This window comes from uncultured Sunxiuqinia sp., from assembly GCF_963974515.1.
Lineage (GTDB): Bacteria > Bacteroidota > Bacteroidia > Bacteroidales > Prolixibacteraceae > Sunxiuqinia.
This window is the reverse complement of the sequence record NZ_CAXBDD010000002.1, coordinates 126,997-147,625: the sequence shown is the minus strand read 5'-3', so window position 1 is coordinate 147,625 and position 20,629 is coordinate 126,997. Positions and strand designations below refer to the sequence as shown.

The 20,629-nt window shown below is 44.5% G+C and carries 22 protein-coding genes; 12 read left to right on the top strand and 10 right to left on the bottom strand.

What is annotated here, in order from left to right; genetic code table 11:
- Nucleotides 1-134 precede the first annotated feature (134 nt).
- From AAC033_RS01320 to AAC033_RS01285, 8 genes are all read right to left on the bottom strand, one after another.
- Nucleotides 135-803: an outer membrane beta-barrel protein gene (locus AAC033_RS01320; protein ID WP_339734547.1), complete on the bottom strand. Its 669-nt coding sequence runs from the start codon at nucleotides 801-803 to the stop codon at nucleotides 135-137.
- 37 nt (nucleotides 804-840) lie between these two features.
- Nucleotides 841-1,704, bottom strand: coding sequence for a type II CAAX endopeptidase family protein (locus tag AAC033_RS01315; protein ID WP_339734545.1), 864 nt, complete (start codon nucleotides 1,702-1,704; stop codon nucleotides 841-843).
- 187 nt (nucleotides 1,705-1,891) lie between these two features.
- On the bottom strand, nucleotides 1,892-2,242 hold the full coding sequence (locus AAC033_RS01310) for a hypothetical protein (protein WP_339734543.1): 351 nt from the start codon (nucleotides 2,240-2,242) through the stop codon (nucleotides 1,892-1,894).
- A complete protein-coding gene (locus tag AAC033_RS01305; RefSeq protein ID WP_339734541.1) occupies nucleotides 2,223-2,540 on the bottom strand; it encodes a hypothetical protein in 318 nt (105 codons plus the stop codon). The genes AAC033_RS01310 and AAC033_RS01305 overlap by 20 nt, the downstream gene beginning before the upstream one ends.
- A 324-nt stretch (nucleotides 2,541-2,864) precedes the next feature.
- On the bottom strand, nucleotides 2,865-3,056 hold the full coding sequence (locus AAC033_RS01300; RefSeq protein ID WP_339734539.1) for a hypothetical protein: 192 nt from the start codon (nucleotides 3,054-3,056) through the stop codon (nucleotides 2,865-2,867).
- A gap of 143 nt (nucleotides 3,057-3,199) precedes the next feature.
- The gene (locus AAC033_RS01295; RefSeq protein WP_339734537.1) at nucleotides 3,200-3,601 is read right to left on the bottom strand and encodes a hypothetical protein; all 402 of its coding nucleotides are present in this window, start codon (nucleotides 3,599-3,601) and stop codon (nucleotides 3,200-3,202) included.
- Nucleotides 3,602-4,314: 713 nt separating this feature from the next.
- Nucleotides 4,315-4,860: a putative glycolipid-binding domain-containing protein gene (locus tag AAC033_RS01290; RefSeq protein ID WP_339734534.1), complete on the bottom strand. Its 546-nt coding sequence runs from the start codon at nucleotides 4,858-4,860 to the stop codon at nucleotides 4,315-4,317.
- A 100-nt stretch (nucleotides 4,861-4,960) separates the two neighbouring features.
- Nucleotides 4,961-7,669 (bottom strand): phosphoenolpyruvate carboxylase, encoded by a 2,709-nt coding sequence (locus AAC033_RS01285; RefSeq protein ID WP_339734532.1) that lies wholly within the window; start codon nucleotides 7,667-7,669, stop codon nucleotides 4,961-4,963.
- Nucleotides 7,670-7,794: 125 nt separating this feature from the next.
- On the opposite strand from AAC033_RS01285, the gene AAC033_RS01280 reads away from it, so the two are divergent.
- Nucleotides 7,795-7,986, top strand: coding sequence for a hypothetical protein (locus AAC033_RS01280; protein WP_339734530.1), 192 nt, complete (start codon nucleotides 7,795-7,797; stop codon nucleotides 7,984-7,986).
- Between the two features lie 193 nt (nucleotides 7,987-8,179).
- Here the strand turns inward: AAC033_RS01280 and AAC033_RS01275 are convergent, their stop codons facing one another.
- Both AAC033_RS01275 and AAC033_RS01270 read right to left on the bottom strand, forming a co-directional pair.
- Nucleotides 8,180-8,464: a hypothetical protein gene (locus AAC033_RS01275; protein WP_339734528.1), complete on the bottom strand. Its 285-nt coding sequence runs from the start codon at nucleotides 8,462-8,464 to the stop codon at nucleotides 8,180-8,182.
- A gap of 6 nt (nucleotides 8,465-8,470) precedes the next feature.
- Nucleotides 8,471-9,181, bottom strand: coding sequence for a hypothetical protein (locus AAC033_RS01270; RefSeq protein ID WP_339734526.1), 711 nt, complete (start codon nucleotides 9,179-9,181; stop codon nucleotides 8,471-8,473).
- Nucleotides 9,182-10,160: 979 nt separating this feature from the next.
- On the opposite strand from AAC033_RS01270, the gene AAC033_RS01265 reads away from it, so the two are divergent.
- From AAC033_RS01265 to AAC033_RS01215, 11 genes are read left to right on the top strand one after another with little or no spacing between them, the layout of a single operon-like run.
- Nucleotides 10,161-10,724 (top strand): DUF4255 domain-containing protein, encoded by a 564-nt coding sequence (locus tag AAC033_RS01265; RefSeq protein WP_339734524.1) that lies wholly within the window; start codon nucleotides 10,161-10,163, stop codon nucleotides 10,722-10,724.
- Nucleotides 10,725-10,727: 3 nt separating this feature from the next.
- Nucleotides 10,728-11,777: a hypothetical protein gene (locus AAC033_RS01260; protein WP_339734522.1), complete on the top strand. Its 1,050-nt coding sequence runs from the start codon at nucleotides 10,728-10,730 to the stop codon at nucleotides 11,775-11,777.
- Between the two features lie 22 nt (nucleotides 11,778-11,799).
- Complete coding sequence (locus AAC033_RS01255; protein WP_339734520.1) at nucleotides 11,800-13,209, top strand: phage tail sheath family protein; 1,410 nt, start codon at nucleotides 11,800-11,802, stop codon at nucleotides 13,207-13,209.
- Nucleotides 13,210-13,246: 37 nt separating this feature from the next.
- The gene (locus tag AAC033_RS01250; RefSeq protein WP_053181251.1) at nucleotides 13,247-13,678 is read left to right on the top strand and encodes a phage tail protein; all 432 of its coding nucleotides are present in this window, start codon (nucleotides 13,247-13,249) and stop codon (nucleotides 13,676-13,678) included.
- A gap of 12 nt (nucleotides 13,679-13,690) precedes the next feature.
- Complete coding sequence (locus AAC033_RS01245) at nucleotides 13,691-14,137, top strand: phage tail protein (protein ID WP_339734514.1); 447 nt, start codon at nucleotides 13,691-13,693, stop codon at nucleotides 14,135-14,137.
- Between the two features lie 5 nt (nucleotides 14,138-14,142).
- Entirely contained in the window at nucleotides 14,143-14,307 is a 165-nt protein-coding gene (locus AAC033_RS01240; RefSeq protein ID WP_339734512.1) for a DUF5908 family protein, read from the top strand.
- Between the two features lies 1 nt (nucleotide 14,308).
- Nucleotides 14,309-15,046: a hypothetical protein gene (locus AAC033_RS01235; RefSeq protein WP_339734510.1), complete on the top strand. Its 738-nt coding sequence runs from the start codon at nucleotides 14,309-14,311 to the stop codon at nucleotides 15,044-15,046.
- Nucleotides 15,043-16,797, top strand: a complete 1,755-nt coding sequence (gene vgrG, locus AAC033_RS01230) for a type VI secretion system tip protein VgrG (protein ID WP_339734508.1) — start codon at nucleotides 15,043-15,045, stop codon at nucleotides 16,795-16,797. Before AAC033_RS01235 ends, vgrG begins: the two co-directional genes overlap by 4 nt.
- A gap of 11 nt (nucleotides 16,798-16,808) precedes the next feature.
- A complete protein-coding gene (locus AAC033_RS01225) occupies nucleotides 16,809-17,099 on the top strand; it encodes a PAAR domain-containing protein (protein WP_339734506.1) in 291 nt (96 codons plus the stop codon).
- Nucleotides 17,100-17,136: 37 nt separating this feature from the next.
- Nucleotides 17,137-17,562, top strand: coding sequence for a GPW/gp25 family protein (locus AAC033_RS01220; RefSeq protein WP_339734504.1), 426 nt, complete (start codon nucleotides 17,137-17,139; stop codon nucleotides 17,560-17,562).
- Nucleotides 17,559-20,624 carry a baseplate J/gp47 family protein gene (locus AAC033_RS01215; RefSeq protein WP_339734502.1) on the top strand — a complete coding sequence of 1,022 codons (3,066 nt, stop codon included), beginning with the start codon at nucleotides 17,559-17,561 and terminating at the stop codon, nucleotides 20,622-20,624. Before AAC033_RS01220 ends, AAC033_RS01215 begins: the two co-directional genes overlap by 4 nt.
- The last annotated feature ends 5 nt before the right edge of the window (nucleotides 20,625-20,629 follow it).

Below are 20,629 nucleotides of genomic sequence, written 5' to 3'. Positions count from 1 at the left end.
TGAATATAAAAATAAGGCGAATAAAGTGCGATAGGAGAATTTTTAACAAAGCTACATAAGAGGTCGGAACAGGGAATAAGTCTTTTTGAATAGGGTAATGTCAATTATCCACAAAATTTTAAAGTGATTCCCGCTTACCTGGTTTTTAGTCGATACTTCATTCCCACGGCAATCGACAACCCATAATGTCTAATTTTGCTATCTTCAAAGTAGTTTGAGTTCGAAAAAGTGCTTAGACTATGTCGGTACGTCAGGGCCGGACAGAAAAATAGATTGCTGGTTAATCGACTTTCAAATCCCAATTCAAGGAGCCCTCCGAAATCAAATTTAGAAATAGCATACCTGGCATTAACTGTTTCATGACCAATAACATTTCCCGAATCGTCAAATCTGGGAATAATTGATTCTGCCTTGATCAAGAAAGATGGAACCAGGCCAATCCACGGGATGATCTTTATTTTCTCGCCCATTTCATAGCCGATTTTCAGGGGTAGGCTGAAATAGTCATGGTTGAATTTAGAATCTTCAACTCCGGTCTGATGCCCATATTCTTCTATAGCAATGAATTTGCTAATATATCCTTGTTGTGCATATAAGGCGTCCACTCCGATTTGATATCGATCAGAAATCTTGATGGTATAATTGATCCCTCCGATAAAGCCGGTTTTTGTATTGCTGTTATCAAAGAACGCGTTGTCGGTGATATTGGTCAAATTCAATCCACCTTGTACCCCAATCAGGTGTTCTTGTCCAAGGGTGTGGATTGAGATTGAAAGTAAGAAAAGGAACAGCGTTTTCTTCATGGTAGTATTTTTAAACTTGCCAGTCATCCGGAAAGTCTTATGCATTGGTTTCACCCGTATTACCCAATTCCAAGTCTGCATCCGGCTCATTCAGCACCACTTTTATTTTTCGTTTTTTGAACGCCTTGTCCAGGTAGTAAATGCAAATCGCAATCACGACCAGTGAGGCGGAAATAGCCAGGATTAACTTGCCGGTTCCACCATACGTTTCAATCAGCGAGTCGTTCATGGCCGCATCAGCATCCATGAAGATTCTTGCCAAAAATCCGTTTAAATTGGCCGAAGCATGAATAATGATGGCTGCCAGTAAACTACGTGTTTGATAGTAAACCCAGCCAGCGAAAATACCAATCACAAAACCGGAAACAAATTGCCATGGATTTAAATGAACGAACCCGAAAAGAAAACTGGACACCAATATCGATTTCAGGGGGCTGTACTTTTTTAGCAGTCCATCAAGTATGATGCCCCGAAATAGGATCTCTTCGAGAATGGGGGCTGCGATAACCATGAGCATAAAAGAATAAAGCCCGGTTTTACCAGCAAAGTCCATGAATGCTTTCTTAATTTCATCCGACATGGGTATGGTACTCGCAATTGGCGAAATGACACCCCAGAGCAGTGCGATTGTTCCCAAAATAATCCATGGGATAATCCGTTTGTTTTCAATGGTTAGGCTGAAGGAAGAATTGCCTGTCTTCGATTTTTTAATTTGAATTACAATCCAGCAAGGTATTCCAATGGACAGCAGGTAGTAGATGAGCATGGAGGCCTCTTTGCTAATTAGGTTGTTTAATGCAACCATCACCGGAATAAGCAGCAGCATTCCTAATATTACGATTCCGGTTACCCCAAAGCTCTGAGCAATGGAGGGGTAATGTTTGGGTGTCGGGTCAGTCATTTTGCCATTTCAATCTTTATGGGATTTCATCATCATCTTGTTTCCCATTCCACAGGCTATGTGATTATCTATAATCATTCAGCAAGCGAGCATAATTTAGTCTCATTCATAATAAGTAGCGAGCTGGAAGTATCCAGAGTTCAGTCCAAGTTTTCGGTTTCGGCCAGCCACTGGCAGCGGGTTTATATTATATCAAGCCTTCTTTTTCAAGTTCTGCTTTTAGTTGCAGGTATCTTTCCAGTTCCTCCTCATCGGTTGGTGCAGGACGCTCGCAAGTAAATGGGCCCCTATTTGTTGGAGGCTGTATTGCCCCGACTTCTTTACATGTAATAGTTATCATCTCATCAAGCGATAAGTTGCCTTCGTGGTAGTCCAGCATTTCCATCGCTTCATTCATTCCTCCAAACCGCAGTTCCACTTTGTCATTTCTCCGTTTGGTGATGGTGATGGTTAGCACTCCCTCATAGTCAAAAGGTGCTGCGATTAGTTTGGCTGATTGTTTCAGCTCTAAGCCAAGATTAGATAAGTCCTTTTTCATACAATCGTTGTTTTAGTTGCAGGTATTCTTCCAAGCGGTGATCCTCGAGGGGAGGTTTTTCACTGATCGCTACCGGTTTCGAACGCGATTCAATTGTTGTGAAATGGATCTGCAGCTTATCGCCCGGCTTTACCGGATAACCGTCTGTCCATTTATAGATTTGGTTCGTCACGTCATCACTTCCCAAAAAATCAAGTTGTATTTCGTCGCGAACCTGGGTGACCAACAAGAAAACGGTTCCCTGTTCAACGCCTCCTGAAATGGTGTGATCATTGATTGTTAGTTTAAATCCTTTCATTCTGTCATTTATTTTCATTCAGCCATTGGGCATAGTTTATTTTCATTCAAAATAAGCTGCTAGCATCCAGCATCCAGTCTCAACCACAGAGGAATTTACCATGTTTAACAGCGATCTTTAGCAGGTGGATCATGATCTTCTTGATCTTGGGTTCATATGGAAATAAGCAATTGACCCGATGATGGGGCAGAAGATGACGACTAAAAGCCAACTCAAGGCTAAGCGGTTCCGGTTTGCGGAACGAAGAATGTCATATACTGCCCAAACCCAAAGAATGGCCGTCAACACGATTAAGAGTATTGTTAAATCATCCATCCGGCGTTGTTATTCGTTGCGGTTTAACGTTCCATCTGTTGGGCGATCCATTTTTTTTACGATTTCCCGCAGCAAGTCGTTATGCTCCTGTTTGAGCCGAATAAATTTGGCCACCCAAGTGTAAATCAAGTAAAGAACTCCGGCAATAATTGCCAGGTAAACAAAGCCGATCAGAATCGGAAGAATAAACATTGCACCCATCTTTTTTAGTTTTTGGTTTATGATTTAATCTATTTTGAATCGAGTTGTGTTATCTACTTGTTGTGTTTTGGTTTCTTCTATAAGGTATTATTGTTACTAACTGTCGCCCCACTTAAGCATGTTTTCAAAGAACAAGGAGGTTCCTATTCAAGCCTGTTCTTCTCCAAAACCTTATGAGCAACCTTAAATCCGATGCCAATAAAGATGATGATAATGCCAAAAGTCAGGTAATCCCATTCGCCTCGAAAACTCATGGTGCCCATGCTGTTGTGGCGACTGTTAATTTGTGAGAACAGAAATTGAAAAACATTGGCGATGACAAAACCAAAACCCGAGACATAAAATAATTTATTTAAGATTACCAGCAGGTCTGAGATATCGTCCTTCTTTTGATTTGGTTCGGGAAGAATGAATTTATCGCGCAGGAAATTCAACACCATCATCAGCAGGTAAACGGCGATAATTACAAACACCAATTTCATAAAAATGGCGCTGAAACCACCCATAAAATCAGCATTGAGGTTAAAAGATTGTTTTTGATCCATTTGTGATTGTTTTTTTTGGTTTAGTTATTTTATTTTTATCAAAATGTGTTAAGCACATACATCCCTATATTATTCTGATTATTGTTTGCGGTTTCGAAGGTTTGCTTGATGCAGACAATATTTCTGAATCACAATCAAACAAAAGCTGTACAGCCAGTTGTTCATCGTATATGGTTTGCCGAAGCCTAATGTCGTTTTGTAGTTTCACAAATTCAGTTTTTCGGTTTCAGTTGCACAAGTTACATAATCTTACAGAATTAATTATTTAGCCAGTGCTTATTTGTTTTCATTCAAAATAAGAGAAGCCAATGATCAGTCGCAGTTTTCAGCTTGTCCAATATCGGGCATTAACTCGCTGGCAGATCCTGAATCAAGTCCAGGATGACTCTTCAAATGGGCAGCATCCAGTGTCAAGCATCTTTCCGGAAAATTCTGTCTGCTGGCGCCAGGCAGAAGAAAGGCAACCGATTGCGGAAACGCTGGTGTGTATCGCTGAAGCCCTTTTTTGCAATATGGCGAAGGGATTTTTGTCGTGCGGCAGACCTACTCTATCTGGAGGCGAGGCGTTTCACTCGTGCGGCGAAGCTTTTTTTGTCTTTCAACGCTGTTTTGGCTGTTTATCCGGTCGTTATGGCTGGTCATCATATGGGTGTGTCTGTCTATCGTGTGTTTTTGTTCAACCACTGGGGAAGAAATTGCAGTGTTCCTTTAGATTAAATGCTATGAAGCCTTTTCCATATACCCGGATAGGCTACTACCAATCCCAGTCGATCCACTTCAATAGTCCTTGTAAATCCGGAATCAAGATTTTTATAGGTGTAATGAGTATCATCGAGCCAGGTATAACGTTGATTGGACAAATCGACTTCCGGTTGGAGGACATCAACAAAAACGACTTTTATTTTGTGTTCAGCACTTTTGCTAAAATCCAATTGGTTGATGGGTAGGGAATTGGTAAATGGAGAAATATTGATGTCGATAAACACACAATCCGCCAGATCGGATCTTTCCTGATTGTTAACGATCCATTTACCGTCTGATTTGAGGATCGAAAAGAGGTCTGTCCCGTTTTTTACAATAGAGGCACTGATCAAATGCCAATCGGATGATAAGCTCATCGCGTAGTGAACATTCAGCGCAACACGATTCTGATCAAGCCCGGTAATAAAGCCTTCGACGATAAGCTCTTTCCCAAATGTCAGGATATTCTGTTCGACTGTTTTTAGATATTGACCTTCCCAGAAAGTCCTGATTTCCATTTGTTGTTTGGTGCTGTTTATGGCTAAAATCTTAAATTACTGCGATTGCCAAGAATATTTCCTTACAACAGGGCAAGTTGAATAGTTGCTCATTTGGTTTTCACCCGGTGTTCTTCAAGCCGCTGGATAATGAGTTAATTAAACTCAGCAATTTGGTTAGCATGGTGTCTTTCTCAATGCTGTTTTCATCGCTGATGCTGCGCCATTGTTTTAGGTATTTGATATGGAGCTGGTGGAGAATTTTTAATTTCGCGTCCCTCCATTTCAAGTTGTCGTACTGTCCTTTTCTTCTCGCTGCTGACGATTCTCCAAAAAGATCTTCAATCATCGCCAATCCGTTTTCATAATCGGTCAGGATTTTATTCATAAACGATGCTCTTTCATCAGCATCATCATCCAGTTCGGCATAAAGCTTCATCATTTCCACATTGGAAAGAATCAGGTTGGTTTCGGTTTGGATCATTAAAAACTTGAAGAAATTCCAATCCTTGATCAACTTCTTTAATTCTTTGTACGCTTCTGGTCTTTCGGCTTTCAATATTTTCAAAGCTTCACCAAGCCCATACCAACCCGTAATGGTAATTCGCGAAAGGTTCCAGCTAAACACCCAGGGAATTGCTCTCAGGTCATTCAATGTTCTCGTTCCGGTTCTTCTTGCGGGCCTCGAACCAATTTTACTTTTCTCCAGTACGTCAATACACGTTGCTTTGCTGTAAAAATTAATGAATCCCGGTGTTTCAATTAAGTTTCTGTAATGCTCGAATGACTTTTGCGTTAGAAACTCCATGGTTTCATAAGGATAGTCTTCTTTGTTGGCGCTGGTCTTACTTTTAATTGTTTGTCGGGCTACTCCCGAGGTCAAAGCATTTAAGTTGTAGGTTGCTGTGAGGGGATTACCAAACTGCTGGGCAACAGATTCTCCCTGAACCGTAATCTTGATGGTTCCATTTACCGTATTGGTGGGCATGCTTTCCAAAAAGCGGTGATACTTTCCGCCACCCCTGCTGATGGTTCCTCCGGTTCCGTGGAAGAAGTAAACATCGGTATGATTTTTTCTTCCTACTGCCGCCAATTCATTTTCGGCCTTAAATAAATTCCATTTACTGGCAATCGTGCCACCGTCTTTATTGCTGTCGCTATATCCCAGCATCACTTCCTGTTTATGTGCCATGTTGGAAGATCTTTGCTTTGTGATTGGATGTTGCAGGAATTCTTCCAATATTTTTGGCCCATGATGAAGGTCTTCGATGGTTTCCAAGAGCGGTACCACGCGAATGTTGGTGTTAAGCAACTGGGTTTCGCGCATGAAAAGATATACCACAAGCAAATCGCTCAGACTCCTTGTCATACTGACAATGAAAGCGCCAATGCCGTCGGAACCATATTGATTGATGTGATGGCGAACAACCCGGTAACAGTCTAATACATTGTCTGCTTCAGCTCCATACGAAACCGTAATGTCAGTGATCAGTGAGTGACTTTCAAGTACTTTATTCAGGAAGCTGACACGTTTCGCTTCATCCCATTTTTCAAAATCATGGTCTTTTTCACCGTTTGAACGCAGGATTTGTGAAATGGCTTTATCGTGGAAGGCGCTATTCTGTCTGATATCCAGTTTCGCAAGGTGAAACCCAAAACAACTGACTGCTCGTTCTATTGGAAACAGGATGTCTTCGGACAGGCCTTTCATGCCATTTTCAACAAGAATTCTTCGCAGGAATTTAAGGTCTTCAGCCAACGTTTTGCTTGATCTGTAATAGGCATTGGCATCGGTGTTTTTTTCAGCAATCGTATTTTCCAGCTGCAATAAAACCAAGCTCACGTATTGTCTCCATGGCTCATAAGGGTTTCGGCGTACAGCTTTTTCGCCCGAGGTGCCCAATGCTTTTGATTTGTTCTCAACCGTTTCGGATAAGAAAAACGGAACAGGGTTGCTAATGGCTGAAACAGAAAGCTTGCTGGCTAAAGTCATCAATTGCGACTTAATGAGCGAAAGTGCCTTCTTTCGGTGCAGCAATAAGGTTTCTTGCGTGATGCCAGGGGTTACAAAAGGATGTCCGTCGCGGTCGCCACCAACCCAACTCCCAAAACTGATTTTAGGGAACAAATCGGGATTTTTAATTTTATTTCGATTTAATCCCATTTCAATCCAGGATCCCTTCAGTTGCTGGTCGCTTTTCTCTAATACGGTTGGAAAAACTTTGCTTAAATAATGAATCGTATTTGCTCTTTCGTCCCTGATATCTGGTTTTTCCAAGTAGATTTCACCCGTTCGCCACCATCTTTCCAATAAATTAATAATCTTTTCCTTGATATCAATTTGCTCGAGCCTGCTAAGTGACACATTTTCCCTCTGCACCAGGAGCAAATATAATTCCCGGTGAATTTCAATGACCGTAACCCTTTTGGCTTCTGTCGGATGTGCTGTGAGCACGGGTATGACGTGAGTCTGTGAAATAGCATTCAGCATTTCATCTTCATCAATACCCTGATCGATCCAAATTTTAAAAGCTTCGGCCCAAGAACCTCTAATGGAGATGATATTCTCTTGGTTTCTCATTTTTCTTCGGTACTGCGTAGCCGCATTTTCTTCTACCAAAGTCATTAGTTGGAAGTAAATACTTAATGATTGGATGACCTTTTCAATTGAGATGTTGGCATCATTTACTGCCGAAAAATCTTGCGGATGACTGTTGATTAAGGGAATTATTTCATGTTCATTAATTCTGGTTAACATCTCTGCATAGCAGTCAATAATAAAATGTCTGTCATCGGTTATTTTCTGAAAGGGGCTTTTCATATTCTTCATATTTTAATTTCTTCGGTTCAATGCCGTGTTATAGCAGAGAACGTTTGATAATAAAAAATGGTTGGGTTTTCGAAGGGTGTCTGTATTCATTGTTGGAGAACTGATTTGAAATCAAATGATTGAACATGAAAACCCAAAGCTGCTTTATGGTGCGTGCTGCTCAAACATCGGTTACACTTATTGTAAAGCTTGAAAAAAAACCAAAAATACAAATAAACTTTAGATTGCAACAAAGCAACCAGAAAGCGTTTTTCGCCTTCGCGTCAAAACAAAAACCAGCCGTTGCTCCCCAAGCGTTGCCAAAAACCGTTGGTTGATTGAAAACACATGCCAGACCTGACAGTGTCAGAAGCCTCGGGCTACCCCCAAAATCTATATTCCAGATGTCCTGTCTCTGGCAATCAATGACAATGAAATGACCACCATTGAACCTAAGAGAAAGTATTCAGTTACAGTTTCATCCAGCCGCATGCTTCAAGCTGTTTCACCAGCGGTGAATGATCATCAGGCTTACAACAAAGCAGCCAGCCGGGGCACTTTTCGGGCAATTTTAACGGCCAACTCGCCCAGTTCTTTAATGTCTTCAGCTAGTTGGGCTTGCGACAGGTTGTTTTTCGATGCCTGTTCAACCACTTGAGTCAGGATCAGGTACATCTTCAGGTCGGTGGTTCCTGGCGCCACAGCGTCAATTTCTTCTTTCGAGAGACCAGCCAGTTCATTCAACTCCATTTTGTATTTGCCATTAAAAGCGGCATCGGCTTCAGCAAATAAGGCACTAAATCTATTTTCAGGCATGACGTTTTAGTTTTTAATGGTTAGCGTTTTGATTTGATCGGATATGTTCTCCAACTGCATGAGCGCTTCGTCGCTTTGGATGTCAATTTTTTTTCCGGCTTTTACGGTCATTTCTACCCGTTGAGACAGTTTCACCAACGAATTGGTAAAGCTGGTGTCGGCTCCGGCCATTCCTATCATCGACAAACCTTTCTGTTGGGCACCTTTCAATTTCTGAAGCGATTGCAGGTAGGCGGTAATGCTGGCGTTGGCATAGGACGCGTTGGCATACGAGTGGTTGATTTCGCGGCTGATGTCCAGATGCTGGTTTTTGATTGGCTGCAGCAGTTCATCGCGTTTGCTTTCGATCTGTTCGCGGGCCGCTTCCTGAAACTCGAGCATCATATCAACAGCTTCCTGCGATGCGATTGCTCCTCCCGCACTACCAGCCTGTTCAATGGCACCATACAGCGAGGGCGAACCGGCCTGGTAACTTTCGAATTCAGCTTGCAATACATAATTCAGGACAAAGGGGGCATAGACTTCATCCACAAAGGAGTTAATTTCATTTTCAATCTTTCTGAAATGGATGTCGGCAAGCTGAAGATGAGCCTGGTGCAAACTGTTGATGTCGTTGCCAAGCGTTTGCGACAGCAGTACGGATTCCTTCGGGATGGAAGCACAACCAGCTATCAACAACGTGGAGACACATACGAGGAGGTAGTTTGTTTTCTTCATTTTACTTACAGTTTTTAATCGATCTGGAAACGGTTTTCGTTTTACTAAAGCCACTTCGGGCTTGTTTCAGAATTTGCTAAGCGGACATCAAGTTACGTGATTTTACAATACGATTCAAGGGCATGTCGTAGGGGAGGAAGGCTCAGTTTCCAGTTTCCAGCTTTATCCATAAACCTTGAATTTCGTCTGAAAACCTTATTTTTTTGTACTTCACCGGGAGCAGAGAGCGATCATTTTTTATCCAACCTTATTTATTATGGAGCTTGTTCGTACGTCTGAATTTGCACTTTGTCGAAAACCGTAAATAAGGTTAAGGATTGTATCTAAGTAGTCAGGTAGTTAGATACTAAGAACGAAATAATAAGGTTTGTGTAAAAAAGAGGGTTTGATTTGCAGGTCAATCCATTCCTCCGGGAATATCAATCGATTCACTTTCTTCCTGTCTGAGGTAGTCAAAAAAAAATCACAAAACATATCGTTAATCAAAAGGTAGTAGAGGGCATTTTTTGATTGCTGTTTTTGCTCGATCACTACAGAAACGGACAAATTAGTCTTTAATATCCAACTGTGTTGACTGTTGCATTTTTTTTCCGAAGCGTAATCGTCCATTTTTGTTGAACTTATTCTCACTAGCTTGCATTTTATGATTTGATTTAGCTGAATTACATTTTGATAACTCTTGAAAATAGTAGTTAAAAAACATGAAAAAAGCTGGTTACCTTTTAGTTGGAAAGGGGATTAACTAGTGCAAGATAAAATTAGAAAAAGATCGTAAAGTGTGATTATTGTGGTGTTGGACAGTCTTATTTTATCTGTGAAACGATCCGCTACCCGGACGTAAAAAGAGGAGCTCCAACATCCATTAATCGAAAATCCTCCTCCTTTTACTCATCTTTCGGGTTTAGAAAAAAAGGTGTTTCTCTGAAACACATTACGTTTACCAAGCGTTCAGTTTCGAAATTCATGAAATGATTTTGATATGATTGAATTGGCACTTTTCTTCTTAAAAACTCAGCTCAACAATTACCTGAAATTACGAACCGGTTCAGAGGATAAGGTCGAATTGATTCCGATGTTTGATAAAAATGGAAAATTGCAGGTTTCGAACCTGGCTATGACCTTGGTGAACATTGAAGAAGAGCGGGTAATGAAAAATCAAAACCTGTACCGCGAAACCCCCCAGGGTACCATTGCCAAAACCGATCCGAAAGTAATGGTGAATCTCTACGTTTTAATCTCGTCGAATTTCGGAGAAGATGAGTTTGGTTACCGCGAATCGCTGAAATTCATTTCGCATGTGATTAGCTTTTTCCAGTCACACAGCCTGTTTACGCCAGCCAACTATCCCGATTTAAATGATCAGGTAGCTAAGTTGAGTGCCGAACTTTTTACGCTCTCCCTTGAACAGCAAAACAACTTGTGGGGCGCACTCGGAGCCAAGCAGATGTGCTCGGTGATGTACAAAGTGAAGCTGCTGGCGATTTACGACGACAACATTAAGATGGATGCGCCACCGATTACCGAAGCTAACCTAAATCCCTAAGCCATGCAGTTGTTTAATTATCAGAAAATAGTGGAGTTGCAGGTTTGGACTGATTATTACCAGGGCTTGCAATCCGGCGACTTTCAGTTTATACCTGAACAGGCTGCTCAGCGTACTTTGCGTAACCTGGGACTGAAGCAGAAAGATGTAGCTGGCGGTTTCAGGCTGTTTGCCGCTGTTGATGAAACTGGCATACTGCAAAAAGATCCGGTTTCGGTGCCCTTTAAGTTGGTGTTTTTTATGCGGCTGACTAATCCACGCTTTGTTAACTTCTCCAATTTACCCTTTGATCTTGGCGCCTCCAAAGTGTATTATTTTTCAAACCAGGCCAACAACAAGCGCGAGGTTTTTAATACCGGCTCCGATTCCTTGTTGTTGAATCAAAATGATACCACCACGCTAGCCGATCAGATCAAGACATCGGGCAAAGTATACAGCCATACCCACGATGGCAACGCCGGGTTGAAGACTGCCGAGCTGGTTTCGGTGGATACGGATGAGGTGCTTGCTACGCAGGAACTGGCCCCGGTTGATGAACACTACAACTTTCAGTTTAAGCTCGAAGGCTTTTCTGCCGGACGCTACAAGCTCATGCTTGACGGTGGCGAACTGGACCGTTTTTATTACGCCGCCGAATTGGGGCTGGCCAGCTACTTCGGCGTCATCGAACTGTTTAGCCAAGTCGATGTCGACTACAAATGGTTTACCAACGCCGGGCTGGTTTCCACCAAAACCTATCGGTTGGCCTTTAAGCGCCGGGAAACTTTGTGGCGCTACAAAGTGATCAACCGCAATGAATTGGAATTGACCAACCCGGGGGTTCGCGAAACCGACAACCCTTGGGAATTTACACATAGTGGAGACCATGTTTTTGTTTCCAACAGTCCTATGCCCCTAAAAGAAGCACCAATCAAAGGAATCGCTTTGCGAAGCGACCAAACAGATGCGGCTTCTGTCCTGATAACCGATTTGCCTAATCCTGATCCTGACTTGATTAAGCCAGATCCGGGTGATCCAGCAACCATTTATTCTGATATTTATATTTATCTCTGACCTTCAAAAAATTTAACTGATTATGGCCAAAACGTACAAAACTCCGGGAGTATACATCGAGGAAATCTCTCTGTTGCCTCCCTCTATCGCAGAGGTTGAAACTGCTATCCCGGCTTTTATCGGCTACACCGAGAAAGCGAAAAAGAACAACCAATCCTTAACCAACGTGCCCACGCGCATCACTTCCTTGCTTGAATACAAGGAATACTTTGGCGGTGCTCAGCCCGAAACAGGTATTATTGTCAATATTAACGATACCTATGATACTTCGGGTAATTTGACCCGCACCATTGAAGTGCCCGAGCCAGCCACCAAATCGAACTTTTTGATGTACTATTCGCTGCAAATGTATTTTGCCAATGGGGGCGGGCCATGCTACATTATTTCGGTTGGCGACTATTCAGCTACCATCGCCAAAAGCGATTTGGGCGCCAATGGCGGCTTGGCCGAACTGGCCAAGGAAGATGAACCTACCCTGATTGTTTTTCCGGATGCGACTGGTATTTCAACTGTGGCCAACTTTTATGGCCTGTACCAGGATGCGCTCACTCAGTGCCAAGTGCTCCAGGATCGCTTTACCATTTTGGATACCTACAACCAAGCTTCCGGCTTTGCGGATACTTTGCGGAGCAATATTAGTTTGGGAACTGATTATCTGAAATACGGCGCGGTTTACTATCCCTGGCTGAGAACCATATTGCCCTATGTTTACAACGAAAGTGATGTGAGCATTGCCCATACCGAAACGGATCCTCCAGCCGGTACAACCAGCTACGATGGCGATAAACTCAGCGACATTACGGCCGATATGGAATTGTATAACCTCATCAAGGTACAGCTGGCCAAGTTGAGCGTCACCCTGCCTCCATCAGGTGCAGTGGCTGGTATTTATGCCCGGGTCGACAGTAATCGTGGGGTATGGAAAGCTCCTGCCAATGTGGGGGTCCGCGAAGTGGTTGGTCCTGACAAGAAAGTAACCAACGAAGAACAGGATGGGCTGAATGTTCATTCGACCGGAAAGTCAATCAATGTCATTCGCTCCTTCTTTGGAAAAGGAACCCTGGTTTGGGGAGCCCGGACCTTGGCTGGAAATGACAACGAGTGGCGCTATGTTCCTGTTCGCCGGTTTTACAACTTCGCCGAAGAGTCGATCAAAAAAGGAACACAGTGGGTGGTCTTCGAACCCAACGATGCCAATACCTGGGTGCGTGTGAAAGCAATGATCGAGAACTTTTTGACCAAGCAGTGGCGCGCCGGAGCTTTAGCCGGAGCCAAAGCCGAAGATGCCTACTTCGTGAAGGTGGGTTTGGGCGAGACCATGACCTCGCTCGATATCCTGGAAGGACGCATGAATATTGAAATCGGGATGGCAGTTGTTCGTCCGGCAGAATTTATCATCCTCCGGTTCTCTCACAAACTGCAGGAATCCTAACCAAAACCTTTATTAACTGATTTAAAAAAGAAACATTATGGCTGAATATCCAATTCCAAAATTTCATTTTCAGGTTGAATGGGCAGGTACCAAACTTGGTTTTTCTGAAGTGTCAGGCCTCGATGTCGAAACCGAAGTGATCGAATACCGCGATGGCTCAATGCCTGAGTACAGCAAACTGAAAATGCCGGGCATGCAGAAGTTTTCCAACATCACGCTCAAACGGGGTGTTTTTCAGAAAGATAACGAGTTTTTTGAATGGTGGAACACCGTGAAGCTGAACACCATTGAGCGTCGCGACATCATCATCAGCTTGCTGAACGAGGAGCACGCACCGGTTCTGACTTGGAAGATTAAGAATGCCTGGCCCGTGAAGGTGCAAAGTACCGACCTGAAATCTGACGGAAACGAGGTGGCTATTGAAACGCTGGAGCTGGCGCACGAAGGCCTGTCCATGGAAATGAGCTAAACCACAACAAATATGGACTTTACCTATCCACCTGTTGGATTTCATTTCTCCGTTGTTTTCGAGCTGCTGCCACAATTTCCCAGCGACTTTCGCTTCCAGGAAGTGGAAGGTTTGTCGGTGGACGTGGAAACGGAAGAATTCAAGGAGGGCGGTGAAAACCGGTTTACACACCAGCTTCCTACCCGCACGAAGTATCAAAACATCGTGCTGAAGCGAGGCATGTTTACCGGATCTGGAATTTTACTGTGGTGTCGTAATGCCATTGAGAGTTTCAACTTTCAACCCACCAACTTAACCATCGCCTTGCTCAATGCGGACCATGTTCCTGTGGCGGCCTGGTATGTGGTCAATGCTTACCCGGTTTCGTGGTCGGTTTCCGGCTTCAATGCCGAAGAAAGCAAAGTGGTTGTTGAATCGATTAAGTTGCAGTACAACTATTTCAAAATCCTTAAAATCTAGCACTTATGCCGGTCATTGTTCGAGAGCTTGTAGTCAGGGCAAACGTGTCGGAAAACCGACGCGACGAAGCCGGCGCTTCTTCCTTGCGTGATCAAAGTTCGCGGGAAGATCTGATTAAGGAGTGTGTGGATCAGGTCATGGAAATTCTGAAACAAAAAACAGAGCGATAACATGGAGCTATTTACCGGACTGGAAGGAAAACTGACCAAGATGAAAATCAACGTCTGCGAAAGCACCGAGCCGTTTAACCCGCGTTCGGGCGATGATTTTGAATATGAAGTATTGGTCAATCCAGAACAAATTCAACAGAGGTTTAGTACGGTGTTCGACGAGTCGCAGGCCGATGGAACAACGGGGGCTGATGTTCGGTTCCGGGTGCAAAAGCCGCAGAATTTTGAAACGGATTTGCTGTTCGACGGAACAGGCGTTTTAGCGAACAGTCCACTTCCGGGAGCCAATATTCTGGGCCTAAAAACAAGCGAAACAGTGGATGATCAGCTTGCACGGTTCAAAAGCATTGTGTTCAAATACAATGGTGATACGCATGCGCCCAACTTGCTTCAAATTCAGTGGGGGAGCTTTTTGTTTCGGGGAAAGTTGAAGGATCTGACCATCACGTACTCCTTGTTTAAACCCGATGGCACACCCCTGCGGGCTAAAGCCAGGTGCGTTTTTGTGGAATCGATGGCGGATGCGCTGCGGGTTGCCCGCGAGCGATCGGAATCGCCGGATTTGACTCATGTACGGATTTTAAAGGAGCAGGACAACTTGCCTTTGATGGCACACCGGATTTACAAAGAATCGGGCTATTACCGCGAAGTGGCCGTAGCGAATAAGCTACGCAGCTTGCGGCAGATTCCTGTGGGCACGCGGATTCATTTTCCACCAATCGACAAAACCAAACGATGAGTAGCGAGCGCAACATACCCATTTCTTCTCCTTCGGAAGTCGTCACCAGCACACTTTTAATTAATGGTGAGCCCATTCCCGATACCGTTGGTGTCATGGGAATCCAAATCGTTAAGGAAGTGAATAGGATTGCTTTTGCCAAAGTGAACATTCGCGATGGTTCGGCGTCTGACGAGGACTTTGCGATCAGCAGTGGTGCCTTATTCCTGCCCGGCAACGAGCTGGAAATCCAGGTGGGTTACAATTCCGAAGAGCAGAGCTTGTTTAAAGGGGTGATAACCAAACATGCGCTGAAGACTCGCAAAAACAACTCATCGGCTTTGATGATTGAATGTCGCGACAAGGCTTATAAAATGACTTTGAACCGTAACAGCCGGTACTTTCACGATTTGATGGACAGCGATGTTTGTGAGCAGTTGGCCGGAGAACACGGGCTGCAGGCAGATGAAATTGAATCCTCTGACTTTACCAACGCGCGTTTGGTGCAAATGCACGCTACTGATTGGGACTTTTTGCTGAGTCGTGCCGATGCCTGTAATAAATTGATTTTGGCGGATGATGGCAAGCTTAGCTTTAAGGCACCTGATTTAAGTACTGAGCCGGTTTTAAGCTTAACCTACGGAGCCAATATCCTGGAGTTTGAAGCCGAAATGGATGCCCGCGGTCAGTATGCCGAAGTGAATGGCCAATCGTGGGATAACACCAGCCTGGAAGTACTGGAACTGGATTCGGCTGATGATGGCAGCGCGGAACCTGGCAACCTGAGCAGTTCGGATTTAGCAGAAACAACAGGCGTGGCGAAATTCCATCTCAAACATGGCGGACAGTTAAAGTCAGATGAATTGCAATCCTGGATTGATGGCCGGAAGTTGAAAAGCAAGCTTTCAAAAATCAAAGGACGTTTGAGCTTTCAGGGTTTTCCCGATGTGAAACCAGGGCATTTGATCGCTCTCAATGGCCTGGGCGATCGCTTCAACGGAAATGTCTTTGTGTCGTCGGTGAATCACGAAATTTCACGGGGCGGCTGGATTTCACATGTTCAGTTTGGCTTGGATGAAAACTGGTTGGGGCATCAACTGAATAACGTCATGGATCAACCGGCTTCCGGAGTTTTGCCGGGAGTCAACGGTTTGCAAATTGGCATTGTTTCAGCTTTGGAAGGCGATCCGGAGGGAGAATTTCGCATCCAGGTAAAATTACCACTGGTTTCCAGTCAGGACGAAGGAATCTGGACACGAATAGCCACCTTGGATGCCGGCAACAACCGGGGCACCTTTTTCAGACCCGAAATTGACGATGAAGTCATTGTTGGCTTTCTGAACGATGATCCGCGCGATGCAGTGGTGTTGGGCATGCTAAACAGCAGCTCGAAGCCGGCCGCTTTTGACGCTAAGGACGACAATCATGAGAAAGGCTACGCCAGTCGTGATGGACTGAAGCTTGTTTTCAATGATCAGGAGAAAAGCATCACCATCAGTACGCCTGGCGGTAAGCAACTGCAACTGAGTGAAGATTCAGGCGATATTCTGCTTGAAGATGAAAATGGAAACAGTATTACGATGAACAGTTCAGGTATCACACTGGAGGCTGCCAGCGATCTGATCCTGAAAGCCGGAGGTAACCTCATGTTTGAGGGGACCAATGTGGAGATGAAAGCTTCTGCTAATATGACGGTTGAAGGCTCAGGAATAACCGAACTTAAGTCGTCTGGGGTACTTAAAGTGGAAGGTTCATTGGTGCAAATTAACTAAAAACGAAAACGATGCCACCAGCAGCACGAGTAGGAGATATGCATGTTTGTCCGATGGTAAACGGAACAGTCCCACATGTTGGCGGACCGGCGTTGCCACCAGGATGTCCGACAGTATTAATTGGTGGCATGCCGGCCGCACGCGTGGGCGATCTGCTGACTTGTACCGGTCCGCCTGACACCATTGTTGCAGGCTCAGGTACGGTGTTGATTGGCGGTATGCCTGCTGCCCGCATGGGCGACTCAACAGCACACGGCGGAACGATTGTCATTGGCGCACCGACCGTTATTATCGGAGGTTAATTAAGCATCAAATATCGAGTATCTAGCATCAAGCATCATGGAAAACAACGAACGATACACTTCATTTTTAGGCACCGGCTGGAGCTTTCCACCCACCTTCTCAAAAAAAGCCGGGCAGGTCAGTATGTCCTCCGATGAAAAGGACATTGAAGAAAGTCTTGAGATTTTGTTGTCTACCCGGCTGGGCGAACGGATTATGCATCCCGATTTTGGTTGCGATTTGACGGACATGATTTTTGAACCGCTGAGTGTTTCGGTAAAAACCTACATTTCCAACTTGGTTGAAACCGCCATTTTATACCATGAGCCACGAATTTTGCTGCATAAGATTGATTTGTATAACGATGGCGAAAACCAGGGACTGGTGAATATCCTGCTGGAATACACCATCAGTTCGACCAATTCAAGAAAAAACTATGTCTATCCATTTTATATCAATGAAGGCACAAATGTGAAGAAATGAAACAATGCAACGATCCCATACCAATTCTTGTACGCGATGGAACCAGCCAGAATGCGCGCTATCCAAACGATTTAGATCCGGCTTCGATACAAATAGACGGCCGTTCGGAAAGCGACTTGATTGATTATGCTTGTGAATTTGCGAGTCTACTGAATTTTTATGATCTGAAAAACCAGCTTGATGGCGATTGGCAGGCTTTCTTTCTGCAATTAAAGAATCATCCCGGTGCAACCTTAACCGGTGACTTATCGCCACAAGCCAGTTTGTTTCTGTCTTTTCTTCGCTTATTCAAAAAACAACAAGACCAGCTGAATGGCCTGTCGAAAAAGCACCTGGACACCTTCTTTCGTGATGTCCTTCGGATTCAACCCAAAGGACCTGTTGCCGACCAAGTGCATGTATTGTTTGAACTGGCTAAAAATGTTGAGCCGGCTATGTTACAGGCTGGAACAGCTTTGAAAGCCGGTAAAGATAAAGCAGGGCAGGAGCTGGTTTACGCATTGAATGAAGATATCGTCGTAAATCACGCCACGGTTGAAGCTGTTAAATCGGTTTTTGTGGATTCGAAAGACAGCCAGTTGGTACATGCCGGCCAAGCTGCCAACACCCTCGATGGACTGGAAGAGGAATTGCCGGAAGGTGATGCGAAGTGGCCGCCATTCGGGAAAACCAGCTTTGCCAAAGCCGAGATTGGCTTTGCGCTCGCTAGTCCTGTTTTATGGCTTCAGGAAGGGACACGAAAGATTACTGTGACCCTGAGTTTGCGTGCCGATGATGATTTTGAAATTCCTGCCTCCATTCGTAGTCAAGCCTTTAAAATTTATTTAAGTGGTGAAGAAGAATGGTTAGGACCATACCATTCAACGCCTTCCCTGGGAAAAGTATCCGGGCGCTTTCAGATGCAATTGATCCTGAACCTGCCGGCATCTGAAAAGCCGGTTGCCTATTATAATGGCACGGTTCTGGACGGTAGTTTTCACTCAATCTTCCCTGTCTTGAAAGCTGTTCCGGATACTTCATCGTCTGCTTACCTGAATGCCTTCTTGCAACAAGTTTCGCTCGAAACCGCCCGAATTGATGTGGAGGTTTCCGGGATTCAATCCCTGACTCTTCAAAATGATCAGGGCAGCCTCGATCCGACCAAGGCTTTTTTGCCTTTTGGCTCAGAGCCTGTGCGTGGTTCGTCGTTCGACCTGGGGTACGAGGAGGCTTTCACCAAAAAACTGAATGAGTTCAAAATTCATGTTGATTGGATGGATGTGCCATCATCGAATCTTCGGAGCTATTACAACAGCTATTCGCTGTCGGCCAACCAGTTTAAAACCAGCCTGAGCTATCGCAATAAAAACGACCAGATCAGTACAAAAACCATCGATCTGTTTAATCCTTCGAATAACCAAAGCCAGGCAAGCTATACAGTCTCTGAAAATCCGCTGCTGGTATCCATCATTCCGCAGGTTTTGATCAATGCCCAATTAAGTTCTTCCAGTGGAAAGAAAAGCTTCAATCTCATTCAGAAGAAATACAATTTCTTTCCGGGAAATAAACTGGTGAAATTCAAGCTTCCCAAGTTGACAGTTCAAGCCGGAGCACCTAAAAACGGCTTTGTCAAATTCGAATTGCTCGATGATTTCCTACATCGCGACTACCGGCAAAAGTACGTAAAAGCCACCGTTGAATATGTAGATGGAGATCTTGTTTTGCCCAAAGAACCTTATCAGCCCAAGATAAAAAGCATCTCACTCGATTATCGGGCATCATCGTCAACGGTGGATTTTAGTCGAACCAGCGAGGCGGCTTACCATGAAAAAGATGTGGAATTTTTTCACTTGGGTGCCTTTGGTCAACGAGAAGTGCATGGCTATTTGCTGTCGAAAACCGACTGGCTGTCAACGAACGAAGTTACGCTAGTGGCAGACTATTCGCAGCAAGGAGAGCTGCTGATTGGTTTGAAAAATATCGCGAAAGGGCAGATACTAAACTTACTGATTCAGGTGGCCGAGGGAAGTGCCAATCCGCAAAAGGAGAAGGAACCGGTTAGCTGGTCGATCCTGGCGCGTGACTATTGGATGGAACTCCGGTCAGACCAATTGCTGGCTGATGCCACCAACGGTTTGCTGAAAAGCGGAATTGTGAAAATCAACTTGCCGGCCGAAACCCAAACCGAACACAGGTGGATGCCGGATGGACTGGTCTGGTTGCGGGCTTCGGTCAAGGAGAATCCCGATGCGGTTTGCCAGCTGATTGACATTCACGCGCAGTCTGCCGTGGCCAAGTTGCTCGAAGCGGAAAAGCATCCGGAGCATTTGCAAACGCATTTGGAAGCTGAAACCATCAGCAAATTGCTGAAGCCAAACGGTGCCATAAAAAAGGTAAAGCAACCGTATGCCAGCTTTGGCGGTCGGTCAGAAGAGGAAGACAAGGCCTATTACACTCGTGTAAGTGAACGTTTACGCCATAAAAACCGCGCCATCACGCTGTGGGATTATGAGCGCCTGGTGTTGCAGGAGTTTCCCGATATCAGCAAGGTGAAATGCCTGAACCATACCTGCGAAACTCTGGAACGGGCGCCAGGCCATGTGAATCTGATTGTGGTTCCCGACTTGCAAAACAGGAATGCGGTCAACGTTCTTCAGCCGCGGGTGAGTAAAGCAACCCTGGAAGATGTCCGGTCGTTTATTGAGCCACAGGCTTCCTCTCTCATCAAGCTCCATGTGAATAATCCGCTTTATGAAGAAGTTCAACTGGAGTTTCAAGTAAAGTTCCGAACGAGCTATGAATTTGGATATTATAAAAAGGAATTGAACCGGGAGTTGATTGAATTTCTGTCGCCTTGGGCAACCGGAAGGCAGGCTGAGATTCATTTTGGTGGTCGAATTGAAAAGTCGGTTTTACTCAAGTTTGTTGAAACCCGAAACTACGTCGATTTCGTGTCGCATTTCAAGATGTTTCATTTGGCTTCGGGCCAGCAGCCACTTGATGTTGATTCGGCCGTGGCAACAAATTCGCGGGCCATTTTGGTTTCGCACAGCAAGCATATCATTCATAACTATAACAGCTAATGTCG

Coding starts and splice junctions, on each gene's coding strand:
- AAC033_RS01280 (WP_339734530.1), top strand. CDS start 7,795: ATGAAAACCCAAAGCTGCTTTATGGTGCGTGCTGCTCAAACATCGGTT.
- AAC033_RS01245 (WP_339734514.1), top strand. CDS start 13,691: ATGGACTTTACCTATCCACCTGTTGGATTTCATTTCTCCGTTGTTTTC.
- AAC033_RS01260 (WP_339734522.1), top strand. CDS start 10,728: ATGCAGTTGTTTAATTATCAGAAAATAGTGGAGTTGCAGGTTTGGACT.
- AAC033_RS01270 (WP_339734526.1), bottom strand. CDS start 9,181: ATGAAGAAAACAAACTACCTCCTCGTATGTGTCTCCACGTTGTTGATA.
- AAC033_RS01225 (WP_339734506.1), top strand. CDS start 16,809: ATGCCACCAGCAGCACGAGTAGGAGATATGCATGTTTGTCCGATGGTA.
- AAC033_RS01285 (WP_339734532.1), bottom strand. CDS start 7,669: ATGAAGAATATGAAAAGCCCCTTTCAGAAAATAACCGATGACAGACAT.
- AAC033_RS01265 (WP_339734524.1), top strand. CDS start 10,161: ATGATTGAATTGGCACTTTTCTTCTTAAAAACTCAGCTCAACAATTAC.
- vgrG (WP_339734508.1), top strand. CDS start 15,043: ATGAGTAGCGAGCGCAACATACCCATTTCTTCTCCTTCGGAAGTCGTC.
- AAC033_RS01320 (WP_339734547.1), bottom strand. CDS start 803: ATGAAGAAAACGCTGTTCCTTTTCTTACTTTCAATCTCAATCCACACC.
- AAC033_RS01310 (WP_339734543.1), bottom strand. CDS start 2,242: ATGAAAAAGGACTTATCTAATCTTGGCTTAGAGCTGAAACAATCAGCC.
- AAC033_RS01240 (WP_339734512.1), top strand. CDS start 14,143: ATGCCGGTCATTGTTCGAGAGCTTGTAGTCAGGGCAAACGTGTCGGAA.
- AAC033_RS01305 (WP_339734541.1), bottom strand. CDS start 2,540: ATGAAAGGATTTAAACTAACAATCAATGATCACACCATTTCAGGAGGC.
- AAC033_RS01275 (WP_339734528.1), bottom strand. CDS start 8,464: ATGCCTGAAAATAGATTTAGTGCCTTATTTGCTGAAGCCGATGCCGCT.
- AAC033_RS01295 (WP_339734537.1), bottom strand. CDS start 3,601: ATGGATCAAAAACAATCTTTTAACCTCAATGCTGATTTTATGGGTGGT.
- AAC033_RS01290 (WP_339734534.1), bottom strand. CDS start 4,860: ATGGAAATCAGGACTTTCTGGGAAGGTCAATATCTAAAAACAGTCGAA.
- AAC033_RS01235 (WP_339734510.1), top strand. CDS start 14,309: ATGGAGCTATTTACCGGACTGGAAGGAAAACTGACCAAGATGAAAATC.
- AAC033_RS01255 (WP_339734520.1), top strand. CDS start 11,800: ATGGCCAAAACGTACAAAACTCCGGGAGTATACATCGAGGAAATCTCT.
- AAC033_RS01250 (WP_053181251.1), top strand. CDS start 13,247: ATGGCTGAATATCCAATTCCAAAATTTCATTTTCAGGTTGAATGGGCA.
- AAC033_RS01220 (WP_339734504.1), top strand. CDS start 17,137: ATGGAAAACAACGAACGATACACTTCATTTTTAGGCACCGGCTGGAGC.
- AAC033_RS01315 (WP_339734545.1), bottom strand. CDS start 1,704: ATGACTGACCCGACACCCAAACATTACCCCTCCATTGCTCAGAGCTTT.
- AAC033_RS01215 (WP_339734502.1), top strand. CDS start 17,559: ATGAAACAATGCAACGATCCCATACCAATTCTTGTACGCGATGGAACC.
- AAC033_RS01300 (WP_339734539.1), bottom strand. CDS start 3,056: ATGGGTGCAATGTTTATTCTTCCGATTCTGATCGGCTTTGTTTACCTG.